The sequence below is a fragment of the Corynebacterium sp. ED61 genome (assembly GCF_015233855.1).
Lineage (GTDB): Bacteria > Actinomycetota > Actinomycetes > Mycobacteriales > Mycobacteriaceae > Corynebacterium > Corynebacterium dentalis.
Genome location: NZ_JADGIT010000008.1, coordinates 15,147 through 32,876, shown reverse-complemented (window position 1 = coordinate 32,876; position 17,730 = coordinate 15,147). Strand labels below are relative to the sequence as shown.

Below are 17,730 nucleotides of genomic sequence, written 5' to 3'. Positions count from 1 at the left end.
GGTTCGCGGTAGTCGTGTGAACACGCCTTAATTGCTTTTCGAAGTACAGCCCTTCACTTGCGTGAAGGCACAGGCATTGAATGCGCGGACTGAAACAACTATCTACTAGGAGAATCCCATGGCTTTGACCAAGGATCAGAAGGCTGACACTCTCAAGGAGTTCGGCGTACACGAGACCGATACCGGCTCCCCAGAGGCACAGATTGCTCTGATGACCGTGCGTATCCGTCAGTTGACCGAGCACCTGAAGTTCCACAAGCACGATCACCACTCCCGCCGCGGCTTGCTGCTGCTGGTTGGTCGTCGTAAGCGTCTGCTGAAGTACCTGGCAGAAAACAACGTCGAGCGTTACCGTACTTTGATCGAGCGCCTCGGCCTGCGTCGCTAGTCGAAGCACACTGCGCTGAAAAACACAGCGCACACCCTCCCGGTCACCGCCGTCCAAGACTATGGACATGGTGGCCGGGATTTTGTGTATGCAGAGTTCTGGTATTTCTTTGGTACTCTCGTGGCTGGACAAGTGAACAAAAGCTTGTAAGAAGAACAATTCCTCGTCGAACTACTGGCACCGATGATCAGCTGTTTTGGTGGGGAGAAGCAAACGCAAAAGAAAGGCGATTGCAACTATCGCTATGAGCGCACAAAAAATCGAAGCAGAACTTGTTGACCCAGACGCAGGAGTTTGGGAAACCGTCGCCACCATCGACAATGGCGATTTTGGCACCCGCACCATCCGTTTTGAGACTGGCCTGCTGGCTCGTCAGGCTGATGGAGCCGTCGCCGCATACTTGGACGAAGACACGATGCTCTTGTCCACCACCACCGCCTCCCGCAACCCTCGCCAGGGCATCGACTTCTTCCCACTGACCGTGGATGTGGAAGAGCGCATGTACGCCGCCGGTCGCATTCCCGGTAGCTTCTTCCGCCGCGAAGGTCGCCCCGGCACTGATGCGATCCTGGCTGCTCGTCAGATCGACCGTCCTCTGCGCCCAACCTTCGTCAAGGGCCTGCGCAACGAGGTCCAGGTCATCGTCACCGTGATGTCCCTGGATACCAAGGACATGTATGACGTGGTCGCCATCAACGCGGCTTCCGCCTCCACGCAGTTGTCCGGCCTCCCTGTCTCCGGCCCGGTTGGTGGCGTTCGTATGGCCCTTGTTGCCGACGCCAAGCACCCCGAAGGCCAGTGGATTGCCTTCCCAACCCACGAGCAGCAAAGCCAGGCGGTCTTTGAGCTGGTGGTTGCTGGACGTGTGACTGATTCGCAGCCGACCGGCGGCCGTGGCCGCCGCGCTAAGGGCTCCCAGGAGCCTAACGTCGCCGTGATGATGGTGGAAGCCGGCGCGACCAACAACGTGGTGGAGCGCATCGCTGAAGGTGCGCCTGCCCCCACCGAGGCTGTTGTAGCCGAAGGTATTGAAGCGGCGAAGCCTTTCATTGCCACCTTGTGCGAGGCGCAGCGTGCGCTGGCAGAAGCCGTGGACGCACAAACTCGCGAGTTCGAGCTGTTCCCACCGTTTGCTGAAGATGTCTTCGCTGCCGTGGAGTCCGAGTCCTCCAAGGAGCTCGAGTCCATCATGCAGATCGCGGACAAGCAGGAACGCGATGAGGCACTGGCAGAAAACATGCAGGAAGCCGTGGATAACCTCCTCGAGGAGTTCCCAGAGCGCGAAGCAGAGATCCGTGCAGCACACAACGATGTGACCAAGCAACAGGTGCGTCGTCGCATTCTGGAAGATGGCTTCCGCATCGACGGACGCGATCACACCACCATCCGCGATCTCGGCATCGTGGTGCAGCTGGTGCCACGCGCTCACGGTTCGGCGCTGTTCGAGCGTGGAGAGACCCAGATCCTGGGCGTGACCACCTTGGACATGCTGAAGATGGAGCAGACCATCGATTCGCTGAGCCCAGCGGAATCTAAGCGCTACATCCACCACTACAACTTCCCGCCATACTCCACCGGCGAGACCGGGCGCGTGGGTTCCCCGAAGCGTCGCGAGATCGGACACGGTGCGCTGGCTGAGCGCGCCTTGACTCCCGTCATTCCTTCCCGCGAGGACTTCCCGTACACCATCCGTCAGGTCTCCGAGGCGCTGAGCTCTAACGGCTCCACCTCGATGGGCTCTGTGTGTGCATCCACCCTGTCGCTGTACAACGCGGGCGTGCCACTGAAGGCTCCTGTTGCCGGCATCGCCATGGGCTTGGTCTCCGGCATGGTGGGCAAGAAGGAAAAGTTTGTGACCTTGACCGATATCCTCGGCGCCGAAGATGCCTTCGGTGACATGGACTTCAAGGTTGCCGGTACCGAAGAGTTCGTCACGGCATTGCAGCTGGATACCAAGTTGGACGGCATTCCTTCCGGTGTTCTTACCGACGCCCTGACTCAAGCTCGTACCGCTCGTCTCCAGATTCTGAGCTTGATGAACGATGCCATCGATTCCCCTGATGACATGAGCGAGTTCGCCCCTCGCATCACCTCCGTGAGCATCCCGGTCAACAAGATCGGTGAGCTGATCGGACCGAAGGGCAAGAACATTAACCAGATCACCGAGGAAACCGGTGCGGACATCACCATCGAAGACGATGGCACCGTGTTCGTCTCCGCCGTGGGTGGCAAGGCTGCTGAGGATGCGCTGGAGCGCATCAACGCGATTGCTAATCCGCAGCTGCCCAAGGTAGGGGATCGCTTCCTGGGCACCGTGGTCAAGACCACCGCGTTCGGTGCCTTCATCTCCTTGATGCCAGGCCGCGACGGTCTGCTGCACATCTCTAACATCGGCGGCGATCGTCGAGTGGAGAAGGTAGAGGACGAAGTGTCCGTGGGCGAGAAGCTCCAGGTAGAAATCGCGGATATCGATAACCGCGGCAAGATTTCCCTGGTTCTCGTCGAAGACTAAAATTCACCATGTGGGGTTGCTCCTTTTCACCAAGGAACAACCCTTCATTCATGAGAAGCGTTGAATTCTCCATGGGGAGAATCAGCGGTGTGAGGAAAGGATAGAAGATGACCAAGGTTGGAGTGCTGGGTGCACACGGTCGTGTGGGCACCGCAATCGTTGCGGCGGTAGAGGCTGATGACAACCTCACGCTGGCCGCAGCACTGGATCACGGCGATGACTTGCAGCAGCTGGTGGATTCTGGCGCTGAAGTTGTGGTGGACTTCACCGCTCCTAACGCTGTGATGAACAACGTCGAGTTCTGCGTCAAGCACGTCATCCACTGCGTTATCGGCACCACGGGATGGACCGAAGAGCGCTATAGCCAGGTTCGCGAATGGTTGCAGGATTCCGAGGCCACCGGCGTGCTGGTGGCTCCCAACTTCGCCATTTCTGCTGTGTTGACCATGAAGTTCGCGGAGATGGCAGCGCCTTTCTTCGAATCGGCAGAGGTCATCGAGCTGCACCACCCGAACAAGAAGGACGCACCGTCCGGAACCGCCGTGCACACGGCGGAGGGCATCGCGCGAGCCCGCAAGGACGCGGGCATGGGGGAGCAGCCAGACGCCACCGAGCAGAGTCTCGAAGGCGCTCGCGGTGCCGACGTGGACGGAATTCCTGTTCACGCCGTGCGCATGACCGGCATGGTTGCCCACGAGCAGGTCATCTTCGGTACCCGCGGACAGTCGTTGACGATTAAGCAGGATTCCTACGATCGCGAATCCTTCGTTCCCGGCGTGCTGATCGGCGTGGAAAAGATCGGAAAGAATCCCGGCCTGACCATTGGTCTGGAAAGCTTCCTGGGGCTCTAATCTGCGATGGCTACTGTTGCTGAACTCGATATCCAGCTGGTGAGCCACTCGGATTTCGATAAGCCCACCAATATCGACTGGGAAACCGAAGCATCCGCCGGCGGATCACTGGTGGAGTTTGCAGGGCGAGCTTGCTACGAAACGTGGGACAAGCCCAACCCACACACCGCCACCAACGAGGCATACGTGCGCCACATCTTGGACGTCGGCCACATGACGGTGCTGGAACACTCCAGCGCCACCATGTACCTGCGGGGAGTGTCCCGATCCTGCAGTCATGAGATCATGCGCCACCGGCACTTTTCTTTCAGCCAACTCTCACAGCGCTACGTTCCTTCGGACGAAGCCCGCGTGGTGGTGCCGGAAGTGGTGCTCAAGGACGAGAGGCTGACTAAGTTATTCCTTCAGTCTGCAGACGTGGCCTACGATGCTTACGGTGAACTCCTGGACGGCATTAGCGAGAGCTTCGCCCAGGAGCCCAACGCGGTGCTACGGATGAAACAAGCAAGGCAAGCAGCCAGGGCAGTGCTGCCCAACTGTGCAGAAACCCGTTTCGTCATGAGCGGAAACCTGCGCAGCTGGAGGCACTTCATCGGGATGCGCGCCGCTGAACACGCCGATCCGGAAATCCGACGTATCGCCGTCCGCAGCTTGCGCTTGCTTCAACAGTCCGTACCAGAGGTCTTCGAAGACTTCTCCATCACCACGTTGCGTGACGGCGGCGAGATGGCCACCAGCCCGTACGTGAGCGATATCTAACACGGCGCAGAGTTGGCGTCGAAAAAATAAAACGGCCCGCACACAACATGGCCGATGTCACCCTAATACGCCCAAACAACGGGCAGGAAGGTAATCTGGTGACTCATGAGCACAGGTAATGCAGCGACTCGAGGAACCGACGCGTTCGGCACAATCTCGGTAGCGATGGCAACGCCCTTTAACAAGGACGGATCCATTGACTTGGAAGCCGGCGTGTCCCTAGCAGGACATCTGGTGGACAAGGGCTGTGACTCTCTGGTTCTTGCTGGTACCACCGGCGAGTCCCCAACTGTGAAGTTGGAGGAGAAACTGGACCTGCTCAAAGCTGTACGTTCCGAGCTGGGCGACCGATTGAAGATCATCGCCGGCAGTGGAACCTACGACACCGCGGAATCCATCGAGATCTCCCGCGCCTCCCAGGAGGCCGGAGCGGACTCTCTGTTGGTGGTCACTCCGTACTACTCCCGACCCAGCCAAGAGGGACTCGTGCAGCACTTTTCCGCAGTTGCGGATGCTGTAGACATCCCCGTGTGCTTGTACGACATTCCTTCTCGGTCTGTCGTGCCGATCGAGCCACAGACCATTGCCCGTTTGGCTGAACACCCCAACATCGCCGCGGTCAAGGACGCCAAGGGTGACCTCTACCCAGCAATGCAGCTGATGGAGAGCACCGACCTGGCGTGGTACTCCGGCGATGACCCACTGAACTTGGCCTGGCTGGCCTCCGGTGCCACCGGCTTCATCTCGGTGATCGGTCACGTTGCGGCGGATCGTTTGCGCGCATTGCGCGATGCTTTTGACGCCAACGATCTGGCCGAAGCACGGCGCATCGCCGTAAGCCTGGCACCGCTGCAGCGGGCACAGGCTCGATTGGGTGGAGTGACGTTCGCGAAGGCTGCTTTGAAGCTCCGAGGCATCGACGTGGGATCCCCACGTCTGCCCATCATTGAACCAACTGATGCTGAACTGACTCAGCTTGAACAAGACCTGCAAGAAGCAGGCGTGTAAGGAAAATATGACTGAACAGCGTTCCCGGGGCCGCAAGGTGACCCGGAAGGCAGCTCCGCCAAGCGCGGAAACTGCCGCTAACTCGGAAGCGACGAATATCGATGCCGTATCTCAGGCCTCCGCAGCCAACGAGGCTGTAGCAACCACCTTTAACGACGGTGGATCAGCACGCGCTGCCGCTGAGCAGCCTGCTAACGACCGGTCCGGCAACGGCGGAAACGACTCCAACGAGGGTGGTGACGATAACAACCAGGGTGGTAACCGTGGTCGTTCTCGCCGCTCCCGTGGCCGGGGCCGCAATGGTGGCAACAACGGTGGCGGTAACAACGGCGGCAACGGTGGAGACAACAACGGCTCCAACCGCAACAACAACCGTGGCGGAAACAACAACCGTGATGGCGGCCGTGGAAACGGTGGCAACAACAACGGCGGAAACAACCGGGGTGGTCGCGGACGTGGAGGCAACAACAACGGCGGCGATCGTCGTAAGGGCGGACTCAAGGCCATGCAGGGCATGGACCTGACCCAGCGCCTGCCATCGCCTCCAAAGGCACCGCAGAACGGTCTGCGCATCGTGGCCCTGGGCGGTATCTCCGAGATCGGTCGCAACATGACCGTCTTCGAGTACAACAACCGCTTGCTCATCATCGACTGTGGTGTGTTGTTCCCCAGCTCCGACGAGCCTGGCGTGGACCTGATCCTGCCTGATTTCTCCTACCTGGAGGACAAGTGGGATCGCGTGGAGGCCTTGGTTGTCACCCACGGCCACGAGGATCACATCGGCGCTATCCCTTGGCTGCTCAAGCAGCGTTCGGACATTCCGATCATTGCCTCTCGCTTCACCTGCGCGCTGATTGCTGCCAAGACCCAGGAGCACCGTCAGCGTCCGAAGCTGATCGAGGTGGACGAGAACTCCCACGAGAACCGCGGGCCGTTCGATATCCGTTTCTTCGCTGTGAACCACTCCATCCCGGAGTGCTTGGGCATCGCGTTGAAGACTGGCGCTGGCCTGGTTGTTCACACCGGCGATATCAAGCTGGATCAGACTCCACTGGACAACCGTCCGACGGATCTGCCTGCACTGTCTCGCTTCGGCGATGAGGGCATCGATCTGTTCCTGTGTGATTCCACTAACGCCACCACCCCTGGCGTGTCCGGATCGGAGGCAGACATTGCTCCGACGCTGAAGCGCATCGTGGGCGAGGCCAAGCAGCGCGTGATCTTGGCATCCTTCGCCTCTAACGTCTCCCGCGTGCAGTCCGCAGTGGACGCCGCCGTGGCCGCTGGTCGTAAGGTGGCCTTCAACGGTCGCTCGATGATCCGCAACATGGAGATCGCGGAGCGCATGGGCTACCTGAATGCACCGCGCGGAACCATCGTCTCTATGGATGATGCCTCCCGCATGGCTCCGCACAAGGTCATGCTCATCACTACGGGTACGCAGGGCGAGCCAATGGCAGCGCTGTCCCGCATGGCACGTCGCGAGCACCGACAGATCACTGTCAGGGCTGGAGACTTGATTATCCTCTCGTCCTCCCTGGTTCCAGGTAACGAAGAGGCCGTGTTTGGCGTCATCAACAACCTGTCCCAGATCGGCGCGACCGTGATCACCGGCCGCGATGCCAAGGTGCACACCTCTGGCCACGGTTACTCCGGCGAGCTGTTGTTCTTGTACAACGCTGCCCGTCCGCGCAATGCGATGCCAGTCCACGGCGAGTGGCGTCACCTGCGCGCTAACCGCGATCTGGCCATCAGCACCGGCGTTAATGGCGATAACATCCCCATCGCGCAAAACGGTGTGTTCGTGGACCTGGTCAACGGTCATGCGAAGGTCGTTGGTCAGATGACCGTGGGTAACCTCTACGTCGATGGCTCTCGTATGGGCGATATCGATACCGAGGTCCTCGAGGACCGCACCGCGATGGCCGAGGGTGGCCTGGTGTCCATCACCGTGGTCATCGACAACCGCACTGGTCGCCCGCTGGAAGCACCATCCGTGCAGACCAAGGGCTTCTCGGATGATGCGCGCGACATGATGCGCGAGATCACCGAGCTGGTGGACAACATCATGATGGACCTTGCTGGTGAGGGTGAGAATGATCCTTACCGCATGGCTCAGGCGCTGCGTCGTCGCGTGGGGAAGCTGATTTCCGATAAGTGGAAGCGCAAGCCGTTCATCGTTCCAACTGTGGTTCCGATGACCAGCGAGATCGTGGAAGAGCTGGACGAGGAAGACACTCAGCCAGCTCAGTAAGCGGTTAGGCTGGGTTGCATGACTTCCGCATCCCAGTCCAATTCGGCCCGTTCAGAGTCTTTCGCTCGTCAAGAGCGCGAGGCTCTGGCGGGTCTTTTGCTGTCCCAGGGCCCTTCTGCCCCCACGCTGTGTGAGGGTTGGCAGACCCGTGATATGGCCGTTCACCTCTACCTTCGCGAGCATCGTCCGGACGCGGCCGCCGGCATGTTCCTTCCTCCCGTCAAGAGTCACTTGGTATGCGTGACCAGCACCTTGGAGAAGCGCCCCTATGAGGAGCTAGTGGAGGGTTTCCGTCAGGGTCCTCCGAAGTGGAACCCCATTCGCTTGGCGGATTCCTTTGTGAATCTTTCCGAAAACTTCATTCACCACGAGGATGTGCGCCGTGGGGGAGGGGAGCGGGTTGCTCCTCGAGAGCTGCCTGCCGAGATGCGTGCCGAGTTGTGGCGTGTGGTGCAGCAGGCCTCGCGGGTCATGGTGCGCGCCGACGGTGTCCAGGTAGTTTTTGAGGCAGTCGACGCCACCCCTGACAGTTCCGCTGCATCCCCAGAGCGTCACATTTGTGGTGCCAAACAGGGCGATGAGGTGCGAATCGCTGGGCCTGTTGGCGAGCTGCTGCTGTGGGTATTCGGCAGGGAAGACGCTGCCGAAGTGGAGATCTCCGAGGATAAGCCAGGCGCGCAGAAGCGCATCTCTCGGCGCAGCATCTAGGTCTGGGAGAGCAAAATCCCACGGATGTAAGTAGTTTCTCCGTCGGGGCGCGTGTTGCGACTGTTACTGATGTGATTAGTGCGACTAGAGTGGAGGCATGACTGTGTCTAGCCGTTCGCGATCCCGCACGACCAGCCGCCCCAGTGGTTCCCATGGTTCCCAGAACCGTCGGAAGTCCCAAGGCGGTCATAACTCGTCTGCGCGTCCGGCCCCACGTCGACAATCTCCGGGCAGCTTCCACGCTGGATCGGACTACGAGAGGACCGGAAGCGCCTTCGGTGCTGTGGGCAGTTCTTTAGGATCTGTGTTTTCCGGAGCGGCTCGCGGCATCGGCGGATTGACGCGCAAGGCGGCTTCCAGCGGATTCCGCGAAGATAATGACTTCGTGGATAACCCAGACGCTCCTACTGAAGTCTTTGACACAGATATGGATACTGAGGATGCCGAAGGCTACTCCTACCGTGAGGTAGGCGGAGGCCATGATGGTGCAGCACTGGGACTGTTCGCACTGGCTATCATCTTGGGAAGCACGCTGTGGTTCAACGTGGGCGGAGCCGTGGGTAACGGCATCGCGAGCGTTCTGCAGTTCTTCATTGGTGCTGGCTCTCTGCTGGTTCCCGTCCTGCTGTTGTTCGGCGCCTGGATCCTCATGGTCGGCGTATGGACCACTCAACGATCCCCGCTGCGCTTGTGGTTGGGATCGATCCTGATCGTGGTACCCACGTTGGGAATCATCCATATCTTCGCCGGCACACCAACTGGCTCGGAAGGCAAGGCCGCCGCCGGTGGCCTCGTGGGCCAGCTGGTTGGCAGCCCCATGGCCGTGGGCTTCACGCCGTACCTGGCGGTACCGCTGTTGCTGCTAGCGGTAGTGTACGGAGCCCTGCAGCTGACGGGACTGACCATTGCGCAGGTGTGGGGAGAGGTCACCGGATGGCTCGGACTGCGCCGAGACTATTCCGAGGATGACGATGCTGACGTAGATGATCGTTATGGCGATGTGGATGCCGAACTGGAGCAGTCCATCGAGGACGATCGCGCGCCTCGACGAACCCGCGGTGCGCCTGCATCCGCGCGGCCGTCCCGTGCGCGAACCGCGCCCACCCCAATGGACAACTATCCGGTGGAACCAGCAGACCAGACCCAAGTGCTGGACACCTCTGCAGGACGTGCAGGCCGTGCTGGTGTGGCAGCCTCAGCTGATGCGGAGACCGCTGCACCTCGCAGTCGCAGGAGCACGCGCGCCAAGGTGGGAAAGTCCGCGCCGCTGGATGACGCGGCGGAGCTGCTCGAAGATGACGAACCGGCAGCAACTCCTGTAGCGGCCGCCTCTTCTGCTCCTGCGCCAGCGAAGAAGAAGGCAGTGGACAACAAGCCCGCAGCCAAGGCCGCAGCGAAGGATCCCGTGGACGATTCCCGCGAGGCCATGCGGCAAGCGATCATCGCCCGTTCCGGCATCGATGCTTCGGCCGTTCCCGCCTCTACTCCGAAGTCAGAGGTGGAACAGGCAGGAGCTGGCGTCGGAAATGAAGACACCACGGCACGAGACCCGGAGACGGATTACAACCTGCCGTCCACGGACCTGTTGGTTCCCGGTGAAGCACCGAAGACGCGCTCCGAGGCAAACGATCTGATGATCGAGGCGATCACGGACGTCTTCGAAGAATTCAATATCGATGCCACCGTCACCGGCTTTTCTCGTGGCCCTACAGTGACTCGCTACGAGATCGCGCTGGGACCGGGCGTGAAGGTCTCCAAGATCACCAACTTGCAGTCCAACCTGGCCTACGCTGCGGCTACGGACAACGTGCGTCTGCTGACCCCAATACCTGGCAAGTCCGCAGTGGGCATCGAGGTGCCGAACTCGGACCGTGAAATGGTGCGCCTGGGCGATGTGCTGAGCGCTCCCAAGGTGGTCGGCGATCACGACCCAATGCTGGTGGGCCTGGGCAAGGACATCGAAGGCGACTTTGTGGCGCACTCGATCCAGAAGATGCCGCACCTGTTGGTGGCTGGTTCCACGGGCTCCGGTAAGTCCGCGTTCGTCAACTCGCTGCTGGTCAGCATCCTGACGCGCGCCACTCCGGAGGAAGTCCGCATGATCCTGGTGGACCCGAAGATGGTGGAGCTGACGCCCTACGAGGGCATTCCACACCTGATCACGCCGATCATCACCCAGCCGAAGAAGGCAGCGGCCGCGCTGACGTGGCTGGTGGAAGAGATGGAACAGCGCTACATGGACATGAAGAGCTGCCGTGTGCGCCACATCAAGGACTTCAACCGCAAGGTCAAGTCTGGCGAGATCACCACTCCGTTGGGCAGCGAGCGCGAGTACCGTCCGTACCCCTACATCGTGTGTGTGGTCGACGAGCTGGCCGATCTGATGATGACTGCTCCGCGTGAGATTGAGGATGCGATTGTGCGCATCACGCAGAAGGCTCGTGCGGCGGGTATTCACCTGGTCCTGGCCACGCAGCGTCCGTCTGTGGACGTGGTCACTGGTTTGATTAAGACCAACGTTCCGTCCCGCTTGGCCTTTGCCACGTCCTCGCTGACGGATTCCCGCGTGATCTTGGATCAGGCTGGTGCGGAGAAGTTGATCGGCATGGGCGATGGCCTGTTCATTCCACAGGGTGCGGGCAAGCCGCGGCGTATTCAGGGCGCCTTCGTCACCGATGAAGAAGTTCAGGCCGTGGTGGACGCTGCCAAGGATCAGGCGGACCCGAACTACACCGAAGGTGTCACCGAGAACAAGGCTGCCGAGGCGAAGAAGGACATCGACGCCGATATCGGCAACGACCTCGAAGACCTCATCCAGGCCGTGGAGTTGGTTGTCGCCAGCCAGTTCGGTTCTACCTCCATGCTGCAGCGCAAGCTCCGCATCGGTTTCGCCAAGGCAGGTCGCTTGATGGACTTGATGGAAACCCGCGGAGTAGTGGGCCCGTCCGAGGGTTCCAAGGCCCGCGAGGTGCTGGTTAAGCCGGATGAGTTGGAGACCATCATTTGGATGATCAAGGGTGCCAATCCGGAGGATGCTCCTAAGGACGTGGATCTGGATGGCGATGAACCCGGTTCGGAAGGGGATGAGGATGGTGTTATTTCCGACGCCAACTCAGACCAGGCCTCCGGCTCCGGTCATGATTCTCCACGGGTGGTCTCTGCCCGCCCGACCACCGGTTCCTTCTAGGAGAACTAGATCTCAGGATCTTTCCCCTCGGCGCCGAGTATTGATTTGGGAATACGGGAATAAGTACATTGCCGTGTACAGTTGTAGGCAATGGAGGGGAGTACCCCGATTCCACGACATCGGCCGTCAACACGGTCACCTCAGCTTCGGCTGGCGGTACTCGGTCATGTCGGCTGTCATGCCCAGCAGCGACAAAAGCTGAAAATATGCTGGCGCACACAGTGGGGGAGACCTCCGGTCCTTTTTGAACGCTTTGAGACCGGAGGTCTTTTTTCATGGAAGTAAATGCTTTGACGTGGACTATCACCATTGTGGTGGTCGCTGGCTTTTTCATTTTCGATTTCTACTCGCACGTAAAAACCCCGCATGACCCTTCGATGAAGGAGTCCGCAGGCTGGTCCATCTTCTATATCGCCTTGGCGTGCGTGTTCGGCGGTTTCCTGTGGCTGACCTGGGGTGAGCCCGGCAATCCACATCAGCATGGCATCGAGTTCTTCACCGGCTATGTGACGGAGAAGGCACTGAGCGTGGACAATTTGTTCATTTTCGCGCTCATTTTGGGTGCCTTTAAGATTCCGCGTCAGTACCAGCAAAAGGTGCTGTTGATCGGTATCGCCATCGCATTGGCTATGCGATTGCTGTTCATCCTGCTGGGCGCTGCAGTTATTTCGGCCTGGTCCGACGTGTTCTACTTATTCGCGATCTTCCTGCTGTGGACTGCAGCGAAGTTGCTGTGGGATGAGGTGGCAGACAAGGAAGAGACTGACCCCAATGACATGCCGATCATCAAACTGATCCGCAAGGTCATTCCTGTGAAGGGAGAAACTCACGGCGACGCACTGTGGTTTAAGGAAAATGGCAAGCGCGTCCTGACTCCGCTGTTTGTTGCCCTGGTGGCCATCGGTTTTGTGGATCTGCTGTTTGCGCTGGATTCCATTCCAGCTATTTACGGCATTACCCAAGAGCCATACATCGTGTTTACCACCAATGCCTTCGCATTGCTGGGTCTGCGCCAGCTCTACTTCTTGCTGGACGGACTGTTGGACAAGCTGGTGTACCTGTCCTATGGCCTGTCTCTGATCCTGGGCTTTATCGGTATCAAGCTGTTGCTGCACGCCCTGCATGAAAACAATCTTCCGTTCATCAATGGTGGCGAGAGTATTGCGGTGCCAGAGGTGCCGGTGGAGATGTCCTTGCTGGTGATCGTGGGCATTTTGGTTATCACCACGGTGGCTTCGCTGACCATTGGTAAGAAGCGGGCGGAAAAGGCTTCCGCAGAAGAGTCGAAAGCTGGCGCGGCTTCCGAGTAAAACTCACACCTGTACGCGGCGAGTTGTTCGGTAGACTACGAGTTCGCACTAGAGTCGTAAATAGACATTCACCGCACCGTCTCGCGCACGAGGGAATAGGACACACTTCACACTCATGACTAGGCAGACAGCACACCAGGTTGAGCGCTCGGCGTTCGGACGTCTGGTGTACAGCATGAGTTTGCCCAACGTGTTGACCACCGTGCGCATCCTTTTGATCCCGGTGTTCCTGTGGCTGATCCTGTCCAGTGGCGGTTGGGAAGACGGAGGCTCCGCACTGAGCTCTCGGTGGTGGGCGCTTCTCACGTTCATCCTGCTGATGTTCACCGATCAGCTAGACGGCTTTTTAGCCCGTAAGTACGAGGTCGTTACGGACTTCGGCAAACTGGCAGATCCCATCGCGGATAAGGCGCTGATGATCTCCGCTCTGGTCAGCCTGAATATCTTGGCCGATCTGTGGTGGTGGGTCACGGTGGTCATCGTGGTCCGCGAACTGGGAATTACTGCCTGGCGAATGGTTTTGGCTCGCCAGGGACAAGTGGTTCCAGCCTCCAAGGGAGGAAAGCTGAAAACTGTACTGCAGACGCTGGCAGTGACTCTCTATATCCTTCCCGTGGAAGGCCCCATGGAATGGGTTGCTCATGGCGTAATGGCGGCCGCGGTGATCGTTACCGTTGTCTCCGGTGTGCAGTATCTCTTAGACAGTCGCAAACAACAGGCTTAAGTGCTGGTTGCCTGATGGTCTCTACGTCTTTGAATGAGCTGGTTGACGAGACATCTCGGCTGTCCCGTGCGGTGATCGAACGATGCAGGCAAGAAGGTTTGACTCTTGCCACTGCTGAATCGCTAACGGCAGGCCTGTGTGCTGCATCGTTGGCCAGCGTGCCTGGAGCCTCGAACGTCTTGCGCGGCGGGCTCGTGGTTTATGCCACGGACCTCAAGCATTCTTTGGCGGACGTGAATGCGGAACTTCTTAGTCAACAGGGACCCATTGATCCCGACGTAGCTGAACTATTGGCGAGTGGCGCAGCGCAGCGCTGCACAGCGGATGTAGGCATTGGACTAACGGGAGTGGCAGGCCCGGATCCCCAGGATGGTCATCCCGTGGGGGAGGTTTACGTTGGGTGGTCGGTCAGGGGCTTGGCGTCGGCACAAAGAATGCCCCGACCACCGTTCCTTGAGCACGCTAGCTCAACCACAGGGGATCCAACGGAGGCGGAGATTTCGCACCAGCGGGCGATGATTCGGCAGCTAGCGGTCAATTTTGCGCTCTCGGGGTTGCTCGAGGGTCTGAAAGGTTAGGATTGCGGGAACAAAACCGCGCGATTATCCGTTGGGATGTGTGATGACACAACAAACGATGGTGAGGGAAGACAATTCGGTAGCCGTAGGCGCCGAATCGCGGAACGAGCACGCCAACGTGCCGTCAGCGCTGCACGTTCCGGACAACGAACCACTGCTGCGCGAGGCATTGGGTGCCACGATGAAGGAGTTCCGTTCGCAGAGTGGATTTACTCTGCGGGAGCTGGCCAAGATGGCAAACATCAGCCCCGGCTACCTGTCCGAGCTAGAGCGCGGGCGCAAGGAAGTGTCCTCGGAGCTGCTCGCGAGCGTCTGCCACGCGATGGGAGTATCCGTGGCCTCCGTGATCCTGGAAGCCGCGGACATGATGGCGCTGGATGCCGCTGCCGCACAGCTGGCCGCCTCGATGAACAGCCAGCCTGCCGTGCCTGAAGCTGCACGGAACTAGCCCGTGTGCGTGGCTTGTCACTGGTAGAATCAAGCCCGATCTACAACAATCACTAGAGTGTGCGGCGGCTTGTCCGGATGCACCCTGTTTAAGGAGTTCTCGCAATGGCTAATCCATTCACTAAGGGATGGAAGTACCTTATGGCTTTGTTCGATAGCAAGATCGAAGAGAACGCGGATCCCAAGATCCAGATTGAGCAGGCCATTCAGGAAGCACAGCGCCAGCACCGTGCACTGTCACAGCAAGCAGCAGCCGTGATCGGTAACCAGCGCCAGCTGGAGATGAAGCTCGACCGCCAACTGCAGGATATCGAAAGCCTGCAGGCTCGTACCAAGAACGCACTGCAGCTGGCTGACGATGCTCGCGCCAACGGCGATAACCAGAAGGCTTCGGAGTATGAAAATGCCGCCGAGGCTTTCGCCGCACAACTGGTCACCGCCGAGCAGTCCGTTGAAGACTTGAAGGTTATGCATGACCAAGCTCTGCAGACCGCCGCACAGGCTCGCCAGGCCGTAGAGCGCAACGCGATGCAGCTGCAGCAGAAGACCACCGAGCGCACCAAGCTGCTGAGCCAGTTGGAGCAGGCAAAGATGCAGGAGCGCGTGGCGGACACCCTGCAGTCCATGGACTCTCTGACCAATAACGGCGGTCCTTCCCTGGACCAGGTTCGGGAGAAGATCGAGTCTCGGTACGCTAACGCGTTGGGTCAGGCGGAACTGGCGCAGAACTCCGTACAGGGCCGGATGATGGAAGTGGAGCAGGCAAGCGTCAAGCTGGCCGGACACTCCCGCTTGGAGCAGATTCGGGCAGAGATGGGCGGCGGAGCAAACGCTGGCCAGAACCAGGTGCAGGGCGGACAGAATCAGCAGGCCATCTCCGGTGGACAACCTGCCGCAGGCAACCTGGCTAACGATGCCGTGGCAGAGCGCATGCGCCAGCTGCGAGGAGAGTCCTAGAACTTTTCACGCGTTCCGGCCGGGCTGCGGTTGAGAATTTCGCGGAAAGTGCAGACTTAGTCGCCCACACCTCGGCTGATCAATGCATCACCGACTGCTTTGGCCCGCAGGAGCGAACGGACAATCACTGGCACACCGAAAGCCAGTGGAGATCCAGACACCCCGCGGGCCTTACGCGCGTCGAGGACTTCATTCACCAGATCCCACTGGAGTGGGATCAACCGCATGGTCAGAGACAGCGCCAGTGTCACGCTGTCTACCGGAAAGCCAAATCTCTCTAATGGACGCAGTGCGCGTTCTAAGGAGTCCAACATGTCCGAAACCCGCGTGGTCAGCGTCAGAAGTATCGCCAGTGCTACCGCTGCGTAAAGCACCAGAAAACGATGGGCCGCCACCGCAAAACCCACCCTCCACCACAGCAATCCGCAAAGAATAAGCAGCACCGGAAGGGGAGTTCTGAGGTTCAACAAGGCAGCGCGCCAGGGGATCCGTGCGACGGCGTACAAGACAAGCGTTAGAACCAAGACCAACCCGGCAACCGGGATCGAGGTCACAAATAGAGCCGTGAGCAGGAGAACCAAGATCACCGCCAGAGCCTTAGCGCCAGCGGGTAGATGATGAATCGGACTGTCCGCCGGGATATACGTGCTCCGGGTCAGACGTGGGCCGCGCTTAGAACTGAGAAACATACCGATCGATCACCTCACCAGGACTGCTCTGCAGGCTATCGTCCACCACGCGGCCAGAAGCAAGGCAGATCACGCGGTCAGCATCACGTACCAAATCTAGATCGTGCGTCAAGATGATCATCTGCTGGGGCAGTTCTGTGAACATGCGCTGCACACGCATTCGATTCCCCAGATCCAGCAACGTGGTGGGCTCATCGGCCACAATGAGCGCAGGGTTTAAGACGGTGATGGCGGCGAGCGCCAGCAGTTGCTTTTCACCTCCGGAGAGCAGGTGAGGGGACTGATCCTCGTGCCCGTCCAATCCCACTGAGGCCAGGGCCTCCTGGACTCTCTGCGCCTTTTGTTGGCGGGAGAGTTTCTGCTTCCGTAGGGAAAACGCGATGTCTTCGGCGACGGTAGGCATGACTATCTGACTGTCGGCGTCGGAAAAAATGAACCCGACCCGCTTACGCACCTCACGGGCACGGTGAGCGAGATCTACACCATCGACCGTGACTCGGCCTGCAGACGCCAGCGTCAGGCCGTTGATGAGGCGCGCCAGCGTGGACTTTCCCGAGCCGTTGGCACCGATGATCCCCACGCGGTGTTCAGTAATGCGTAGGTCGGTGGGATGTAGAATCGTGGAATCCGGAGCGGCGACGGAAGCTCCGGTGAACTCAACGACGGACACTGCGGCTCACTGGAAGCAAGTGGGGCACAGCCTTGACCACAGCTGTGACGATGCCAGCGGCCGCGACGATCTTCAGGAGATCGCCTGGAACGAACGGCAGGTTGGTGGCCATGGCGGCAGGAAGATCGAGATTGAGACGAAACATGAGGCCGATGGTGCCGCAGGCGTACTGCACCAACACACCGGCCAGGCCGGCTAGAACGAAGAGGGCAAAGCGCGTTGCGCCGGCGCCGGTGCGAGCTTGCATGGGAGCCAGCTGAGCGATGGCACCCACCACAAAGGCAGAGATTAGGTAGCCTACGATGTAGCCCACGGTGGGTCCGGCTAGTGCACTGATGGTGGGTGTCCAACCGGAAAGATTTGGCACGCCCAAGAGTCCCACGCCGAGAAACAGTGCGGTGGTCAGCCCGCCACGCCACATGCCCAGAAGCATCGATGCCAGCAAGATTCCCATGTTCTGCAAAACGATGGGCACGCCCGCAGAGCCCACGGGGATTGCTATCGCGCCGAGAACGATGATGAGCGCGGCGAAGGTGGCGATGTAGGCAATGTCGGTGGCCGTGTGCGTGCGTGGGGATGCGGTCTGGTTAGTTGGCTGTGTGGCAGCTGAGGTTTCGTGCATGCGGATCATCTTAAACCCTGGCCTTAAACACCGTTCAATTGTGGGCACATTGGGTGCGGAATGGCG

The 17,730-nt window shown here is 59.5% G+C and carries 16 protein-coding genes; 13 read left to right on the top strand and 3 right to left on the bottom strand.

Translation table 11 applies throughout. The features are described 5' to 3' along the window. Nucleotides 1-118: 118 nt before the first annotated feature. The 13 genes from rpsO to IM764_RS08795 all read left to right on the top strand — a co-directional run bounded on the left by rpsO (nt 119) and on the right by IM764_RS08795 (nt 15,683). Nucleotides 119-388, top strand: a complete 270-nt coding sequence (gene rpsO / locus IM764_RS08855; RefSeq protein WP_099298599.1) for a 30S ribosomal protein S15 — start codon at nt 119-121, stop codon at nt 386-388. 244 nt (nt 389-632) lie between these two features. After that, on the top strand, nt 633-2,900 hold the full coding sequence (locus tag IM764_RS08850) for a polyribonucleotide nucleotidyltransferase (protein ID WP_194187581.1): 2,268 nt from the start codon (nt 633-635) through the stop codon (nt 2,898-2,900). 107 nt (nt 2,901-3,007) lie between these two features. Further along, a complete protein-coding gene (gene dapB / locus IM764_RS08845) occupies nt 3,008-3,751 on the top strand; it encodes a 4-hydroxy-tetrahydrodipicolinate reductase (protein ID WP_194187580.1) in 744 nt (247 codons plus the stop codon). 6 nt (nt 3,752-3,757) lie between these two features. Further along, entirely contained in the window at nt 3,758-4,510 is a 753-nt protein-coding gene (thyX, locus tag IM764_RS08840) for an FAD-dependent thymidylate synthase (RefSeq protein ID WP_099298602.1), read from the top strand. A gap of 105 nt (nt 4,511-4,615) precedes the next feature. Next, nucleotides 4,616-5,518 (top strand): 4-hydroxy-tetrahydrodipicolinate synthase, encoded by a 903-nt coding sequence (gene dapA / locus IM764_RS08835; protein WP_099298603.1) that lies wholly within the window; start codon nt 4,616-4,618, stop codon nt 5,516-5,518. Nucleotides 5,519-5,525: 7 nt separating this feature from the next. Further along, nucleotides 5,526-7,772: a ribonuclease J gene (locus IM764_RS08830; RefSeq protein ID WP_228073685.1), complete on the top strand. Its 2,247-nt coding sequence runs from the start codon at nt 5,526-5,528 to the stop codon at nt 7,770-7,772. Nucleotides 7,773-7,790: 18 nt separating this feature from the next. Further along, on the top strand, nt 7,791-8,480 hold the full coding sequence (locus IM764_RS08825; RefSeq protein WP_194187579.1) for a TIGR03085 family metal-binding protein: 690 nt from the start codon (nt 7,791-7,793) through the stop codon (nt 8,478-8,480). Between the two features lie 97 nt (nt 8,481-8,577). Beyond that, nucleotides 8,578-11,667 carry a DNA translocase FtsK gene (locus tag IM764_RS08820; protein ID WP_194187578.1) on the top strand — a complete coding sequence of 1,030 codons (3,090 nt, stop codon included), beginning with the start codon at nt 8,578-8,580 and terminating at the stop codon, nt 11,665-11,667. Nucleotides 11,668-11,942: 275 nt separating this feature from the next. Beyond that, on the top strand, nt 11,943-12,977 hold the full coding sequence (locus IM764_RS08815) for a TerC family protein (protein ID WP_099298607.1): 1,035 nt from the start codon (nt 11,943-11,945) through the stop codon (nt 12,975-12,977). 115 nt (nt 12,978-13,092) lie between these two features. Beyond that, the gene (pgsA, locus tag IM764_RS08810) at nt 13,093-13,701 is read left to right on the top strand and encodes a CDP-diacylglycerol--glycerol-3-phosphate 3-phosphatidyltransferase (RefSeq protein ID WP_228073684.1); all 609 of its coding nucleotides are present in this window, start codon (nt 13,093-13,095) and stop codon (nt 13,699-13,701) included. A 14-nt stretch (nt 13,702-13,715) separates the two neighbouring features. Then, nucleotides 13,716-14,279 (top strand): CinA family protein, encoded by a 564-nt coding sequence (locus IM764_RS08805; protein ID WP_194187577.1) that lies wholly within the window; start codon nt 13,716-13,718, stop codon nt 14,277-14,279. Nucleotides 14,280-14,322: 43 nt separating this feature from the next. Continuing rightward, nucleotides 14,323-14,727 (top strand): helix-turn-helix domain-containing protein, encoded by a 405-nt coding sequence (locus IM764_RS08800; protein WP_194187576.1) that lies wholly within the window; start codon nt 14,323-14,325, stop codon nt 14,725-14,727. 104 nt (nt 14,728-14,831) lie between these two features. Continuing rightward, entirely contained in the window at nt 14,832-15,683 is an 852-nt protein-coding gene (locus IM764_RS08795) for a PspA/IM30 family protein (protein ID WP_099298610.1), read from the top strand. A 56-nt stretch (nt 15,684-15,739) separates the two neighbouring features. On the opposite strand, the gene IM764_RS08790 is transcribed toward IM764_RS08795, so the two are convergent. From IM764_RS08790 to IM764_RS08780, 3 genes are read right to left on the bottom strand one after another with little or no spacing between them, the layout of a single operon-like run. Then, nucleotides 15,740-16,372 (bottom strand): energy-coupling factor transporter transmembrane protein EcfT, encoded by a 633-nt coding sequence (locus IM764_RS08790; protein ID WP_194187575.1) that lies wholly within the window; start codon nt 16,370-16,372, stop codon nt 15,740-15,742. After that, nucleotides 16,356-17,042 carry an energy-coupling factor ABC transporter ATP-binding protein gene (locus IM764_RS08785; RefSeq protein WP_099298612.1) on the bottom strand — a complete coding sequence of 229 codons (687 nt, stop codon included), beginning with the start codon at nt 17,040-17,042 and terminating at the stop codon, nt 16,356-16,358. The genes IM764_RS08790 and IM764_RS08785 overlap by 17 nt, the downstream gene beginning before the upstream one ends. Then, nucleotides 17,029-17,664: a biotin transporter BioY gene (locus tag IM764_RS08780; RefSeq protein WP_194187574.1), complete on the bottom strand. Its 636-nt coding sequence runs from the start codon at nt 17,662-17,664 to the stop codon at nt 17,029-17,031. Before IM764_RS08780 ends, IM764_RS08785 begins: the two co-directional genes overlap by 14 nt. Nucleotides 17,665-17,730 lie beyond the last annotated feature (66 nt).

Coding starts and splice junctions, on each gene's coding strand:
- rpsO (WP_099298599.1), top strand. CDS start 119: ATGGCTTTGACCAAGGATCAGAAGGCTGACACTCTCAAGGAGTTCGGC.
- IM764_RS08850 (WP_194187581.1), top strand. CDS start 633: ATGAGCGCACAAAAAATCGAAGCAGAACTTGTTGACCCAGACGCAGGA.
- dapB (WP_194187580.1), top strand. CDS start 3,008: ATGACCAAGGTTGGAGTGCTGGGTGCACACGGTCGTGTGGGCACCGCA.
- thyX (WP_099298602.1), top strand. CDS start 3,758: ATGGCTACTGTTGCTGAACTCGATATCCAGCTGGTGAGCCACTCGGAT.
- dapA (WP_099298603.1), top strand. CDS start 4,616: ATGAGCACAGGTAATGCAGCGACTCGAGGAACCGACGCGTTCGGCACA.
- IM764_RS08830 (WP_228073685.1), top strand. CDS start 5,526: ATGACTGAACAGCGTTCCCGGGGCCGCAAGGTGACCCGGAAGGCAGCT.
- IM764_RS08825 (WP_194187579.1), top strand. CDS start 7,791: ATGACTTCCGCATCCCAGTCCAATTCGGCCCGTTCAGAGTCTTTCGCT.
- IM764_RS08820 (WP_194187578.1), top strand. CDS start 8,578: ATGACTGTGTCTAGCCGTTCGCGATCCCGCACGACCAGCCGCCCCAGT.
- IM764_RS08815 (WP_099298607.1), top strand. CDS start 11,943: ATGGAAGTAAATGCTTTGACGTGGACTATCACCATTGTGGTGGTCGCT.
- pgsA (WP_228073684.1), top strand. CDS start 13,093: ATGACTAGGCAGACAGCACACCAGGTTGAGCGCTCGGCGTTCGGACGT.
- IM764_RS08805 (WP_194187577.1), top strand. CDS start 13,716: ATGGTCTCTACGTCTTTGAATGAGCTGGTTGACGAGACATCTCGGCTG.
- IM764_RS08800 (WP_194187576.1), top strand. CDS start 14,323: ATGACACAACAAACGATGGTGAGGGAAGACAATTCGGTAGCCGTAGGC.
- IM764_RS08795 (WP_099298610.1), top strand. CDS start 14,832: ATGGCTAATCCATTCACTAAGGGATGGAAGTACCTTATGGCTTTGTTC.
- IM764_RS08790 (WP_194187575.1), bottom strand. CDS start 16,372: ATGTTTCTCAGTTCTAAGCGCGGCCCACGTCTGACCCGGAGCACGTAT.
- IM764_RS08780 (WP_194187574.1), bottom strand. CDS start 17,664: ATGCACGAAACCTCAGCTGCCACACAGCCAACTAACCAGACCGCATCC.